We start from the raw sequence: 14,783 nt of genomic DNA, 5'->3' as shown, positions 1-14,783 counted from the left end.
AGAACTGCCCTGTATGACCCCCTCCAAACGGACAAAACGTTACCCGAGGGGAACAAGGAATTCTGAAGCTGAATACAAAAAAATTTACTATTATTGCGCTGCTGCTGTAGTCTGATCTGCGGCTACAATTGTAATAAGCGAAGGCATTACATTAAAAGGCTTATATTCCCCTTTAAGGGTAGCCGTCTCAGCCGTGACGAAATAGTTCAGAGTTCCTTTAGGTGTCGCGTCTGTAATTTTGTATGTAGCTGTCCAGAACTTTTCAGCACCAGGTGTTCCCGGTGGATGCTCAGCCAAAGTCATATCCAGCACATCACCAGTCGACAGATGGACTTGCAGCTTTGCACTTTCTGCCAGCTGACCAGTCTCGGAGTTAAGCGCCTTCATACGGAAGACAATCGTATCCCCCACTACAAATCGGTTCTGAATAATACAACCGCCAATTTGAGAGATCGTGTCACCATATACAACAAGCTTGGCTTTGTAATTTATTTCTACGCTGTTCGTTTTTGCATTCCACTTCACACTTGCACCAGCAGCTTGTGCTAATTCACGGACAAGTGCAACCGAAGTCCCGTTCTTGCTCTTCACGTTTACTTTAGTACCATTTACAGTAGCTGTCTTCCCATCCGTACTAGGGACATAAGACACACCAGCCACTGTACTGAAAGCTGCGACATCGACATAAGTGTATCCGTCAGAAGTCGTGTAATTGCTTACCGATTGAACGGCTCTGCCATTCACGGATACATTCACTCCACTGCTGCTAGCCATTGCCATTGCCGGTACAGCAAGTGAAATTACACTAGCCAGAACCATAATCTTCCTTATTCTGCCTACCTTACTCATTCCAACACTCCTCTAATAAAATCATAATAAATTCAAAAACATAATTAGTGCCTTCGAACTATGCTACGAATATAGTAGACCATGTATTACCAACACACAATGAAATATTTGGAAATATTTTTTATTATTATCTATAGTGAATTCCAATGACTAGGAAACGAAGGTAAAACTGTAAAACGAATCCTGATTTTGAGTAAAAAAAAGACACCCCAAGAGGTGTCTTTAAATAGCAGAGCCTATATCATGCGATATTAGCCGCAGCATTTCTTATATTTTTTCCCGCTTCCGCAAGGACAAGGCTCGTTTCGCCCGATTTTCCCCGAAGCAGCTGGCCGGTTGAAAGGCACAACATTATCGACAGGAGCCTCTCCTGAAGTAATTTGGCGCAATTCGACAGGTGAATACCCGCCATTCGACCACACTCTTGTATGGTTATAAACATTAATGATCAGTTGTATGGTCATCTCCAGCTGATCTCTTGTTTCGAACTCAATTCCACGTCGCTCGAACTCCGCCATAATGACTTCAACGGGCTCTTCCATTGAGCAGGCCAGTTGAATGTCATCCATCAAATGTGTAACAAGCTCCTTATCCTTACATACAAACTGCAGGATATATTGCTCCAGGCCGGTCAATTGAGGCGTTTGTTCAAAGTAGCCAGGGTCAGCATATTTCAAGAACTCCAACTTAGCCGGAATATAATACGGCTTGTCTTTCATTCTCTCAAGCAGTGCATCCAACTCTTCTTCGTTATCCGGGTCAAAATAATCACTGATCAGTTGTCCACCATCATAATGCCAGCTTTGCTCCCGTCTGCTGAGCAGATCCGTAATCTGATTAAACTCATCCTCAGTTAACGGCTCTTCGTTCTGAGCATTAAAGATGTCTAGGAACGTGTCGACCGGACATACCCCATAAAGATTCATCGCGGCAAGAATGTATTGATGCACCAACTGGCAGCGCTCACGTTCTTTAAGGAACGATGATACGACTACTTTCGCATACGTTCCCTTGATTTCCTCGGGGAGGACATAATACAGCTTGTCTTGATCGTAGAACGAGTATAACAGTCCCGCATTCATCAAGAATAGGTAGGTTCCCGGGAACAACGTATCATCCTGCAGGGCCGGAACGGCAAGAAGCTCCTTCACCAGGTCCCATTCCTTTGCAGTTGCAATGAGCAAACCCATGCTCATCTCATTAACGTCCAGTATGGACGAATACAGCGTATCGGCCAGCTCCTGCTTTTTCAGCTTGGAGCGCCCCTTAATCTCATAGTTGCCAGCCAGAAGATTCAACTTCTCTTTCGTAAGAAGCGGCAGAATCTCGGCTAATTTCGTTATAACCCCGCCTTTTATCGCGTTCTGAATGTTCATCTGTTGCAGTTCTGCTACATAATCCAAAGCTTTACACCATTCCTTTTACGTATAATTTCAGTATACCTATGCTGTTTCTACCATACACTTACAGCTGACTAATTTCAAATCAGCCTGACAAAAAGGGATGCCCTGAAGGCATCCCTTTCGTGTTACTACCGCTCTTCCTGAACAAATTCAATCCAATCAATCTGCATGCCCGGCTTCACAAAATCAAGCTTCAGCTCATACAGCCCTTCCGGCAGCTCGACCTTCACCAGCTTCTGACGAATCCAAGCGCTTTCGGTACCGTTCGTTTGAACCGTTGTCATCAGCTCACCGTTGATTAATACATTACATGCGCTTTGCGCCCACGCAAATTCTGTCGACATAAGATGAACAGTAATTCGATAAACACCACTTTGCTCGACTTTCATAACAACAGGCTCAGAAGCAGCAGTGAATTTCACCTGCACACCTGCTGCTAACGACTGTACATGCTCGGAAGACAGTGCAGCATTTGGATTAAACCGCTCTGCCTTTTCCTCTGTCACCAGCGCTCTCGAGAATACAGGGGCTTTCATAATGAAATCACAGATATTCATTGCACTGCGCTGCAGTTCGCCGCGGGTCAACGTGCAGTTCTCCAATGACTCCAGTGTATTATCTCCCCACACATTTGACTCCGCCCCGTAGTTCGAGACAACCATATACAGGTCGTTCTGAGAGCGGACCATCCAGTTTGTAAACTTGCGGTCAGCCGGCCCTCCTTCAACTACATCATTCATCACAGCCCACCAGTCTGTCATCACGATACCCTTGAAGCCCCACTCACCACGAAGAATCGTCGTGTTCAGATCATAGTTTGATGCTGCCCAATGTCCGTTGACTGGGTTATAGGAGGTCATAATCGAATTCGCCCCACCCTCTTTAACGGCGATCTCGAATCCTTTCAAATAAATCTCCCGAAGAGCACGTTCTGATACAACTGCATTCACGCGGTGGCGGTATTGCTCCTGATTATTGCAGGCAAAATGCTTCAGTGTCGCATTCGAGCCGCCCTTCATAATGCCACGTGTACAAGCTGCTGCAAACGCCCCTGAAATAAGCGGATCCTCAGAGAAATACTCGAAGTTTCGTCCGTTCAGCGGACTGCGTCGAATGTTGAGACCAGGTCCAAGTAAAGCATCAATATCATTGCTCAGCAATTCTTGGCCTTCCATTACATACAGCTCTTCAATGAGCTCCGTGTTCCACGTTGCAGCAAGCAATGTACCAATCGCCACCTGCGTAGCCTTATGGCCGCTGTCCATCCGAATGCCCGACGGGCCGTCTGCTGTGCAAGCTACCGGAATACCGTAGCTGAGAAGATTGTCGCTTACGCCGCCAAAAGCCGAAGCTGTACCAGGCGTAACTTTGGGACTGCTCATGCCTTCGCCCCGTACAATAGCAGCGAGATCTTCATCGCTAAATTGAGCAACGAAAGCTTCCATACTCACTTTGCCGTCCGCAACATCCTGCAGCTTGTAGCCTTGGTCGCCCGTTTGCGCAAGTGTCTCAGGCAGATTGCTCTCGATCCGGTCAGCCAGCGAAACCTTGCGTACCGGCACCTCAACAGAGATCAGCTCATACGTGCCGTCTTCCTTTTGTGCCCCCGGCTTCATACGTGTAAAACCAACCGTTGGCGCCATTGCTTCTGTCAGCTGTTCCACAACTTGAAGCTCGTCCACCATGTAGCCGTCTTTTCCTTCAACGCTTACTGCTGATACCTGTTTCACACTGTTCCCGACATAGAGACGGTACGTACCCGCTTCCAGGACATAGGCAGATGGATGTCCTGTCACACCGGTATCATCATACGAAGCCATGGCGTGAACCGGGAAGCTAAGGATAAGCTGCTGCGATTCACCAGGCTGAAGCTCTTTCGTCTTCGCGAATGCTGCGAGCGCTTTAGCCGGTTTGCCCAGCTCGCCCTGCGGAGCTTCATAGTAGACCTGTACCGTTTCTTTACCTGCATAGACCGAGCCTGTATTAGTAACGGTTACGCGGATCTCGATGTATGGTTGTCCTTCTTTAACCGTCAGCGTAGCTTGTTCCAGCACATTCGTGAATGAGGTATAAGATAGACCATAGCCAAATTCGAATTGAACCTTCTCCGGTGCGAACGTCTCAAAATAACGATACCCAACATAAATATCTTCTTCATACAGGTTGTTCAGTTCATTGCCATAGTTACGGGTCGACGGATAGTCCTCGATCGAATAAGCAATCGTGTCCGTTAGTTTACCGCTTGGCGTTACTTCCCCAGCTAGCACATCGGCAATCGCATTACCGCCTTCCATCCCGCCCTGCCAAGCATAAATAACTGCTGGAATCGATTTCATTTCCGCTTCGTTTAACCAGCTCATATCAATGATGTTAGAGACATTCAGTACAACAACCGTTTGCTCGAAATAGGCCGATACTGCCTTAATCATATCGAGCTCTTCGTCCGTTAATTGATAGCTGCCTGGCTTATCGGCATTATCCTGATCTTCACCAGCCGTACGCCCAATCACCACGATCGCCTTACTCGATTGGCTTCTTGCCTGTGCTACTAATTCTGCGGTTAAAGGCATTTCTTTCTGGTGCCAAGGTTCAGCCGCCCAGCCGCCTCCGCCGTTATCGAATGGATTTTGTGCAATCCACTGTTCATATACAGCTGCCAGCTCTTCATTTACAGTAATCGTTGTCTTGCTTCGCAGACCTTCCAGCAGATTCGTCGTATGAGTGACGTTAACGCTTCCGCCTGATCCTGTACCGCTGCGATAATAGTTGACCTGCGTCCGGCCAAAAATCGCAACATTGTCGCCTGTCTGAATAGGGAGCACTTGACCGTCATTCTTTAATAGAACAGCACCTTCTGCTGCTACTTTTCTGCTGAATGCAGCAAAACCTTCTAATGGAATGCCATGTGTATTCATATGATTGCTCCTACCTAAGTTTCTATATGCACTATGTATAATCATAACAAATTCTATATCTCGAAAATAGAATAAACATTTAATTATTTTTACTCAATATGCAATTATTATTATCCTTTATCCTTCCATGCAAAAGAAGAAACACATACCTATGTGTTTCTTCATTTTTCGGCAGTTAAGCGGCAGCAGGCGGGACCTTCAGCTTTACTTTCCTTCTATAGCGTTCTTAATATAAGGCGGTAATACAAAACTTGCCCGGTATACATCAGGGGTTATATACTTCGTTGTTTGCCACTGCAGATTATTCAAATCGGCCGTAAGAGGATCCCACTTTTTCGAGGCAATCGTAAAGCTCCATATTCCTCCGGGGAACGATGGGATCGCGCATAAATACGTCCGTACGATGGGAAAATGCTTTTTCAAGTGACGAATCGTTTTGCCTAAGCTGCCCGCATTATAATAGGGGGAACCGGACTGGAACACCGCGATACCATTACTCGATAAGCTGTCATGCACGTATTGATAAAACTGCGGTTTGTACAGGCTGACAGCAGGTCCATAAGCGTCTGAACGGTCAACCAGGAGAACGTCGAATTTATTCTTTTGCCCCTGAATCCATGCATAACCATCCTTATAAATCGTTTGTACCTTGTCCGATTCGGCTTCTTTCGTCAGCCATGTCTTGCATACCTCGATCACTCTTTCATCAATTTCTACGACGTCAATGTGCTGCACACTCTCATATTTCAGCGCTTCGCGGGCCGGCCCGCAATCGCCTCCACCAATCATCGCAACCTGCTTTGGCGCAGGATGAGTAGTCATCGCGATATGCGTGATCATCTCGTTATAAATGAAGCCATCCTGAGAAGTCACTTGTGGAGTTCCATCCAGTACAAGCATGCGGCCAAAGCCTTTCGTCTCCACAATACTTAACTCCTGAAACGGAGATTTCTCGTAGTGAAGCAGCTCCTGCACTTTATAGCCGACTTCCATATCAAGCTCCGGAAGATCATCCCACAGCCATAATTCCTCATTTTCTTCTTTATTGTAACCTGTTAAATTTGTTTTGTTCTTCATATTCATCCCCTTCTAATCCTTACTTGCGCAAGCGATCGAGCAGAAGCCCGTCCGATTTGTCATTCTCGCCAGTCACAAAATCCTTCATATAATAAGTGAGATACTTTCCATATCCGGAATCCGTCTGAAGCAACATTTCGTCTACATAATAAATACCATCCGGAATGTCATCAAGCAGAAGTGTCGATAATGCCCCATAAATACCGCATGCCACCTGAAAATATGTCGCATTGGTCTTATACTCGGCGAAAATCTCCTTATTGCTCATCACGTTGTACATATACCGTTCCTTATCCTTGTACACGAGCAGAACACCAACCAAATCGGATCCATTCAACTCGCCATCCAGCGGATCAAGTACTTGATGATTCCAGTTCCACAGATCATTCGCGTTACTAAGATTGTCCAGTATCACATTTGTTGTATAATCATTGACCCGATAAATAAAGCCAAACTCCATATCGAAAGCTTTGCCCAGCGTCACAACCTCTTCATGCGGCATCAGGCAGCCGTAGAACTGCTTGTCCCCAAGCGCCACTTTGAATTCAAGCTCATATACATCGTTATACAGAAACATCGCCATATGCTGCTTCATAAACATCGGATAATTCAAGATCGCCTCATCAAGAAAACATTCCGGTGACCATGTCGTATACACCGTTTTCTTCTTAACCTTCGACAGATCGGCATAAAAAGTATCGTCATGCTCAACAATATAACAACCGATAGGAAGCTCGTCTGGCACTTGCTGCATCATCTTAAGAGCCATCCATTGCACGACACCCGGGTTCATTCCAGAGCCAATGATCGCCTTCGTACCGCGAAACCGCATTCTGTTTTCCTCAAAAATCCGGTATCGTTCGAGTAACGTAAAGCCTTCAAGCTCCTCCTTCTCATCCACCATCGTATTTTCCAGAGCCGTATTGATATACTGGACCCCAAGTTCATCGCAGCATTGCAGCATCTCCACGGTATCGGCCCAGGACACATCAATAACCATGGTTGTGTGAGTATCCTTCAGATGCTGCCGGAACCTGTTCATGTTACCCAAATCCATTTGATGCAGCGTAAAGCCGACATGCGGAATAAATTGCTCGTAATAAGACTTGTCCTTCTGCTTCTTGTCCACCAAATGAAGATCAACCTGACTGATGTACGAATGAATCGGATCATTCGTATCCTGGAACGCTTTGTCCAAGATGGCGAGAACCGATTTTGCTACACCTCCTCCACTTCCCAAAATAGTGAGAACTAACTTTTGATTCACTTTTACCTCAACTCCTTTATTTAGGATATTCAAGGTGAGTGAAACCGAACTAGTCTATCGACTATGAACTCTATCAATTTTTGCAGCCCTGAAACTTCCAGCCGGGCGTTAATGGTCCCCTAACAATTCGGATCTATACTGAACTTGTGCAGCAGACTAATCTAAATCCAAGAAAGGACAATAACTTATGGGAATTCATACGTACTTTCAGTCACTGACTGATCTGGAGAGAATTATCCGCTGCCCAGGTAAATTTAAATTTCAGGAGCATAGTGTTTCGGAGCATTCCTGGAAGGTCGTTCAGTATGCGAAGACCTTAGCGGATATTGAAGAAAAGAATGGCGTCACTGTTGATTGGAAGAAGCTTTACGAAATTACGAGCAGCCATGATTACGGAGAAATTTTTATCGGGGATATTAAAACGCCCGTAAAGCATTATTCCTTGGAGCTGCGCTCGATGCTGCAGCAAGTCGAGGAAGGAATGGTCGCTCATTTTATCGATGACAATATTCCTGAGGAGTTCAAATCGATATTCCGCAGACAGCTGCGTGAAGGTAAAGACAATTCCGTGGAAGGCCAAATCCTTGAAGTAGCCGATAAGCTGGATCAAATATACGAGGCTTTCACTGAGCTGCAACTCGGGAATACCGAGAAGGAATTTATCGTCATGTACCGGTCCGCTCTTATCAAAATCAAACAAATCCCACTTCATTGCGTCGATTACTTCCTGGAGCACATTCTCCCCGACCTCGTTAGCGCAGGGGCCAAATCCCCGATCGATATTGAAACCATCACCAAAGAAGCATTAGCTGCGTAAATCCTCTTCGTTCCTTCCTACCCTACTTTCTAATCCAAGCACATAGCAAAAAGCCAGCCTCATACGGCTGGCTTTTATTTATATCAAATGACTATTTCCAATACCCTTCATGGGCAGCTACAGCCTCTGCTTCAACCTCCGGGAAAGGTCCCATCACTTCAATCGCTTTAGCGCCTCTATTAAATACTTCTCTGCACGGTAAATCCAGCATCGGGTTCTGATCGGCATCACCGGTCAGCTCCATTAAACGTTTCTCGGTTATGGCATATACAACGCGTCCAACATTCCCCCAAAAAATCGCTCCGGCACACATCGCACAAGGCTCAGTCGACGTATATAAGGTGCAATTCCAGAGCTCCTCCTTGCTGTAACGTTTGGAGGCGGCCTCCATTAACGTCGTTTCTGCATGTCCCGTGCAGTTCGATTCCGTAACTTCGATATTGCCCTGTTCTAATAAAATGTCACCCTCTGGCCCAACAAGCAGCGCTCCAAACGGGGTATTCCCTGCTCTTCTGGCCATCCAGGACAGATCTACACATCTTTGCAAATAAGCAACATGATCAGCACGGTTAGTCTCCACAACGACCCCTCCTAACAGGTTCTGAAAGATTTGTCATCACTATAGCTTTCCAGCTCACTCCCGTCAATTTGCCTGACAGCTTATTAGTGAAATGAACAAATTCTTCCCGTTTCCTTGTGGAGGCTGCATACCAAGTAACTCCTATAACAAGGATTTATGAAGCCTTGTCACATGATGATGCACATCTTCCTCAGCAAGCTGCTGCGACTTATGCCGTTCGTACCAGCCAATGAAATAATGATATAGCAGCCATGATTTATGCTCTGCGAGGTCTTCAGGCATACCGGTCTGTACGAACAACTCTTTGGCGAAGTTCATTCTGAATGTCTCTAGCCGTTCAAGCACTTCCTGATAGTCTGCCTCTTCCAAGGACAACTGTCGGAGATAAAATAGAAAATCACCCTTCTGTGTCGTTGAGAACATATGATGCATCAACACGGATAGCTTCTCTTCTGCTGTCATCACCTTTGATGAAGCCGTCATCACCTGCTGCGTGAGAATCGTATTCCAGTAGTCCACGATCTTCCGAACGAATTCACTGCGATTGGAGAAATACCAGTAAAAGCTGCTTTTACTGCATTTCAGTTTTGATGCCATCTTCTCGATCACTAAAGCTTCGATCCCCCCTTGTGCAAAACGCTCTGCTCCAAGATGAATCCACTGTTCTTCTGTCACAATTATACGTGGCATCGTCCATCACTTCTTTCTGCTGTACGACAGCGTCTAGATAGACCAGTATATGTTAATTAATTCCCAACTAATACTTTAGTATGGTATCGTTCATCAAACCGCAAAAAAAGAAAACCTGACCATGAATGGCCAAGTTTCCTATGAACTACAACACGACTCGAACGGTCTCACCAGGTCCAACTTGAACCCGCCTCCACTCTACATGACCGCATGAACCAAGCGGTATCGCCGCTTCTTCCTCTGTTTCCGCAAGCAGCTTCACTTCAGCCGGGTAAGCTGTTGGATTTGTCACTACCAATGTGGAGGTTGCTCCCTCTTCCATCCTGCATTGCACTTGGTCGATCACCGTGATTTCTCCGCTGGTTCTATTCACATAAATGCCAGGAAGCTCCGCATAGGAAAGCATAAGTGATACCTCGCACCAACAGGAAAGAGGCAGGACCTCGCCGACAAAAGATTTGCCTTCCCAATCACTCATATTGGCCCGTTCACTCATATAGCCCGGCGGCATATCTAAACCATCCCAACCTTTAACCGGTCGATCCTCCCTAGACAAATATTGCGGCAGGTTGCCGGCGATTTCCCGCAATAGCTCTAGATAACGTTTATTTCCGGTAGCCCTATACAGCTTAAAGAGCGAGTCACCTGACAGCGTACAAATCCCCGGTGCACTATGCTTATTCTGAACATTGGCAATAACCGAGCCCGTTGTACGCATGCCCAGCCGCTCGAAGGTCGAGCCCTTCGGAAAATCGAAATCATAGGAAACGCACCATGTCATGGCTTGAAGCGCCGCTTCTTCCGCTCTCTTAATCCACTCGTGATCCTCACTTGTCTCGTACAGAACGATATACGATTCGAGTAAAGCAAAAGCAGACTCACTATCCGGGCATTGCAGGATTTCCCCTGGCCCGCCGGTCGTGATCCCTTGAGAGGTGAACTGCTGGTAATATTGTCTGGCAGATTGTTCCGCTACGAACGTATAGCTGTTCTCATTGAAATATTCCCCGCATAGAGCAAGACCTGCTGGTGCAATACCTCCGGCTGCCGAGCCGCCAATGATGATATCCCCTGTTCCGGTATGGATCCATTGGCCAAATTGGCCATAGCGGTGCCATAGTCTTACGAAAGCGTCAGCTAGCCGTCTCGTGCCGTCCAGCCATTCTGCAAGGATTTCAAAATCCGGCCGTACCAGCTCAAGCGCAAGCAGATGCTTCATAATGAAATACAAGGCATCTGCACTTTTCCGTAAAATATGCCACTGCTCCGGATACCTGCGATCAGGATCATCATTAAATTCGTCGCCGTACCATTGCCCGTTGTGACAGACCCCATGGAAAAAGCCCGCTTCCGTCTGACTGCTGAACAGGAATCGAAGCGTATCTAGCGCCCGGCTCACCGAGACTTCGCTGCCTTCAAGAAGCAAGGCGAGGCTCGACATGCCGCCTCCTACCCAGCCAACCTGCCAATCCTGATGCTTCATATCAACGGTGCCAACCGCGTAATAGCCAAGCTCATGATTCCAGTTCATCGCATTATACTTCGATTCTTGGATCTCCCATGCAGCGGAGAACGGCAGACTTGCTACCAAGCTGACTGCAGGCAGTCCTTGCCTGCGCACCGCCGCAAACCGTTCGAATAAATCCTGCAAGCTGGAGCAAGGAAAACGGTAGACCCTGCAGCTCAGCTGGACCTTCTCTCCAGGCTTGAAGTCATATCCTCTATCGGTGCTTGGTACCTTGGTTGTTGTCATCTCATATTTCGTGGACGGCCTAACCCCAGGGGCTTGGAAAGAAATCCGCACCAAGCTTCGATCTTCATTTTCCACCACATGCATCGAGCTGTTTCCAATTACCGTACCTTGCTCGGTTACGAACAGCCAGCCCATTGCTGACTTCTGATCGATAATTCCAATCGCAGGTGTTGCAGCATCCCCCGTTAAGAGATGAATCGCTGAAGGTACTCCAGCTTCATTCGATAGACGAGGAACATCCGTAATCAGATTGGGTACATCAGGTCCAGCATCATCGATTCGAGACCAGCAGGGCGCATAGGGTAATTCGCGGACCTCAAAGCGATTACCGGCATATACGGCACCAGGTACAAGTACGTAATTCTCGGCGGACCATCCACTTAGATGAAAAGACAACGCAACAGCTGATTCGTTTGAGATGCTGTCTGACTGAAAATCGGCTTCCAGTATCTGTCCATTCGGATGGTCGATAGAACCCTCACTTCTCACCGTCACGGACCAGTCTGAGGTTAAAGCTATGTTATCCATTCCCTGTTCAGCCAATGGGATCTCAACGGACTTAAGTACTTCACTGCCTCTATATTTTGTCACACATAGACGTGGTTCCATCTTGAACATACCGCTAGTTCCCCTTCCTCCATAGGCATTGCCGCCACTTTATTGAAGGTTAACTTATCATGCTGCTGTCAGACGGTCTATTGTGAAATAACCGAATCACTGTACAATATAGCTCTCCTAACAAAATTCCCAGCTGCCCGTATTCGTATATCCCCTCCCAACAAGGTAAATACTTCTAATTAATACAACACCGCAATAAGGATGTGCATGATGATTTTTACTAAGCGGCCTTCCCGCCAGACCAATCCGAGTCAAGCTTCCGTGACAGCTTCCATACCGGTGTCTTCTAACATGAGTGACAATGTGAACATGGTCTTCCGTCAATTCCATCACTCACAGGATTTAATAAATCATCCCTTTACGATTAACAACAAAGCTTATACAGCTATCTATTTCGAGACCCTGATAGACCGGAACAAGCTGGAGCTGAAGCTATTTACTCCGGTGGCTGAAAGCTCAGGCGACCTTAAATCCTTTTCTCTCGAGTATTTTCAGAAGACAAGCCAAATCGGAGATATCACACAAAAGCTGCTTGAAGGATTCTCGGTGATCTTCGCCGATGGTGAGGGTACAGCATTCCTCATCGATACCGCGTCAAGCTTTGACAGGAGCGCAGAGGAACCTGGCAATGAGAAGGTAGTCAGGGGCTCACACCAAGGGTTTGTCGAGAACATTGCGATTAACTTGAACCTGCTTCGCAAACGAATCAATGATCCTAATCTGCTTGTGGAATATAGCAATCTCGGAAATGTAACCCGCACCAAAATTGCCATTGCTTATATCAAAGGCATCGCTAATGAGGAACTCGTTCAGAAGGTTCAAGCGAGGATTAATAGCATTGACTCCGATATGGTGTTCAGTCCGGGATACTTCGAGGAATTTATTGAGGACTCGACCTTTTCTCCGTTTCCGCAAATGTTAAATACTGAACGTCCGGACCGGGTAGAGGCCAATTTAGTTGAAGGAAGAGTAGCCATCTTTGTTAACGGTACACCAACGGTTCTTGTTGTGCCTGTGACCTTTTTTGCCTTTTACCAGTCACCTGATGATTACAACAGCCGCGCGTTTATTGCTACTTTTATCCGCGTCATCCGGCTATGCAGCTTCCTTCTTGCTATATTGCTGCCTGCTTTTTATATCGCCGTCATTGGTTTCCACTTTGAAGTATTGCCGGTGTCTCTTCTTCTGACAGTGAAAGGTGCTGTGGAAAAGGTACCTTATCCACCATTAATTGAAGCTTTAATTATGGAGCTGACTATTGAATTAATCCGTGAAGCAGGAATCCGTCTGCCTTCCGCCATTGGCCCAACCATCGGCATTGTCGGCGGTCTGGTAATCGGAGATGCCATCGTCAAAGCGGGTTTGGTCTCCAATACAATGATTGTAATCGTAGCGACAACAGCCATTGCCTCCTATGTCGTTCCCTCGAACGAAATGAGCGGTGCGGTAAGACTGCTGCGGTTTCCCATTATGATAGCCGCCGCAACAATGGGATTCATAGGCATCGTATTTTGCCTGATGGCACTATTAATCCACTTATGCACACTGGAATCGTTCGGGACTCCTTATTTTACTCCGGTTGCTCCCTTCCGGTGGAGAGATTTGAAGGATTCGATTATAAGAGCGCCTATTTGGTTACTGAAGAACAGGCCGCTTGACCCGCACCCCGAGAAAATGAAGCAGCAATCCGAATCAAGGAAGTGGAAGAGAAATGAATAACGCAAGGCATTCGATAACTTCTTTGCAGCTTTTCTTTGTTATCTTATTATCCCAGATCGGCATCGCTGTCTTTACATTGCCTTCTGATGAAGTTGTATTTTCGAATAACGATGCTTGGATATCGGTGCTTGCTGCGGGTCTTCTCGTTCAATTGAATATATGGCTGATCTGGCTGCTGCATCGGCGTTTTCCTTCCCGGACGATTTTTGGCATGATCACTGAAATCACTGGCGCCTATGTCGGCTTTCTGCTCCGAATCGCCTATATCGTTTATTTTTTCACCATTGCCTCCTTTATCGTTTTATTATTTGGCCGGTTGGTGAGCATTTGGATTCTTCCTAATACACCAGGCTGGATCATTCATTTGATGCTGATAGGCGTAAGTGTTCTATGCGTCAAAGAGAATTTGCGAGTTATGGCTCGTTTTTTTGTAGTCGTATCCTTCTTGCTTGTTGTCCTGCTCATTTTACTTACGTCCATTCTTAAAGACGCCAGCTTTATCTCGGTTCTGCCAATCGGTAAAAGCAGACCTTCCGCGATTCTTATGGGCATTAATCCAGCAATTATCGCGTTCATGGGTTTTGAAGTCCTGCTTGTTGTCTTTCGTCACACTTTAGGAACGGGTTCTGCTAAATTAAAGGCCGCTTTGTTTGCCAACGGTCTTTCTACTTTCTTTTATGCCTATTTAACTTTTGTCAGCATCGCCTACCTTGGCCCTTACGCAATGAAATTCATTCCCGAGCCCATTCTTTACATCATGAAATATCGTTCTTTTCCAATCTTGGAGAGGGCGGATCTGCTCTTCTTCTCCATATGGGTTGTCTGTGTCGGAACTTCTTTAATGGCCTATCTTTATTTGACTGCAAGCGGTATGTCCGATCTGCTCAACAAATCGTACAACTCCATAATCGTGTATAGCGTAGCTTTGTTTATCTTTGTGTTAGTATGCTTCATTCCAACAGATGATCAGGTCATACATAGGATTAACACCTTTATTGTTTATTTAAGCTACCTCTTCATCTGCGGCCTGCCCATTATCCTTCTTATTCTGGCCGTCCTAAGAGGCAAGAAAGAAACACCAGGGACGGTGTAAAG

General features: G+C 46.4%; 11 protein-coding genes. 3 read left to right on the top strand and 8 right to left on the bottom strand.

The genetic code is table 11. The annotated features are described in order from the left end of the window. Positions 1–90 precede the first annotated feature (90 nt). The 5 genes from AC0YNT_RS10940 to AC0YNT_RS10920 all read right to left on the bottom strand — a co-directional run bounded on the left by AC0YNT_RS10940 (position 91) and on the right by AC0YNT_RS10920 (position 7,511). Positions 91–849, bottom strand: coding sequence for a hypothetical protein (locus AC0YNT_RS10940; protein WP_475804589.1), 759 nt, complete (start codon positions 847–849; stop codon positions 91–93). Positions 850–1,100: 251 nt separating this feature from the next. Continuing rightward, entirely contained in the window at positions 1,101–2,225 is a 1,125-nt protein-coding gene (locus AC0YNT_RS10935) for a YecA family protein (protein WP_475804588.1), read from the bottom strand. Between the two features lie 155 nt (positions 2,226–2,380). Further along, entirely contained in the window at positions 2,381–5,167 is a 2,787-nt protein-coding gene (locus AC0YNT_RS10930; protein WP_475804587.1) for a glycoside hydrolase family 3 C-terminal domain-containing protein, read from the bottom strand. 204 nt (positions 5,168–5,371) lie between these two features. Further along, positions 5,372–6,244, bottom strand: coding sequence for a polyamine aminopropyltransferase (gene speE, locus AC0YNT_RS10925; RefSeq protein ID WP_475804586.1), 873 nt, complete (start codon positions 6,242–6,244; stop codon positions 5,372–5,374). 19 nt (positions 6,245–6,263) lie between these two features. Further along, positions 6,264–7,511 (bottom strand): saccharopine dehydrogenase NADP-binding domain-containing protein, encoded by a 1,248-nt coding sequence (locus AC0YNT_RS10920; RefSeq protein WP_475804585.1) that lies wholly within the window; start codon positions 7,509–7,511, stop codon positions 6,264–6,266. Between the two features lie 187 nt (positions 7,512–7,698). Between AC0YNT_RS10920 and AC0YNT_RS10915 the strand changes: the two genes are divergently transcribed. After that, on the top strand, positions 7,699–8,328 hold the full coding sequence (locus AC0YNT_RS10915; protein WP_475804584.1) for an HD domain-containing protein: 630 nt from the start codon (positions 7,699–7,701) through the stop codon (positions 8,326–8,328). A 91-nt stretch (positions 8,329–8,419) separates the two neighbouring features. Here AC0YNT_RS10915 and AC0YNT_RS10910 read toward each other — a convergent pair whose 3' ends face one another. The 3 genes from AC0YNT_RS10910 to AC0YNT_RS10900 all read right to left on the bottom strand — a co-directional run bounded on the left by AC0YNT_RS10910 (position 8,420) and on the right by AC0YNT_RS10900 (position 11,969). After that, a complete protein-coding gene (locus AC0YNT_RS10910; RefSeq protein ID WP_475804583.1) occupies positions 8,420–8,908 on the bottom strand; it encodes a nucleoside deaminase in 489 nt (162 codons plus the stop codon). A 141-nt stretch (positions 8,909–9,049) separates the two neighbouring features. Beyond that, positions 9,050–9,598 carry a TetR/AcrR family transcriptional regulator gene (locus AC0YNT_RS10905; protein WP_475804582.1) on the bottom strand — a complete coding sequence of 183 codons (549 nt, stop codon included), beginning with the start codon at positions 9,596–9,598 and terminating at the stop codon, positions 9,050–9,052. A 145-nt stretch (positions 9,599–9,743) separates the two neighbouring features. Continuing rightward, positions 9,744–11,969: a hypothetical protein gene (locus tag AC0YNT_RS10900; protein ID WP_475804581.1), complete on the bottom strand. Its 2,226-nt coding sequence runs from the start codon at positions 11,967–11,969 to the stop codon at positions 9,744–9,746. A gap of 207 nt (positions 11,970–12,176) precedes the next feature. On the opposite strand from AC0YNT_RS10900, the gene AC0YNT_RS10895 reads away from it, so the two are divergent. Next, complete coding sequence (locus tag AC0YNT_RS10895) at positions 12,177–13,688, top strand: spore germination protein (RefSeq protein ID WP_475804580.1); 1,512 nt, start codon at positions 12,177–12,179, stop codon at positions 13,686–13,688. Then, positions 13,681–14,781, top strand: coding sequence for a GerAB/ArcD/ProY family transporter (locus tag AC0YNT_RS10890; RefSeq protein WP_475804579.1), 1,101 nt, complete (start codon positions 13,681–13,683; stop codon positions 14,779–14,781). The genes AC0YNT_RS10895 and AC0YNT_RS10890 overlap by 8 nt, the downstream gene beginning before the upstream one ends. Positions 14,782–14,783: the final 2 nt, after the last annotated feature.

It is taken from the genome of Paenibacillus sp. J22R56 (assembly GCF_056269375.1).
The sequence above is the reverse complement of the archived record's forward strand: the minus strand, read 5'-3'. Positions and strand labels throughout refer to the sequence as shown.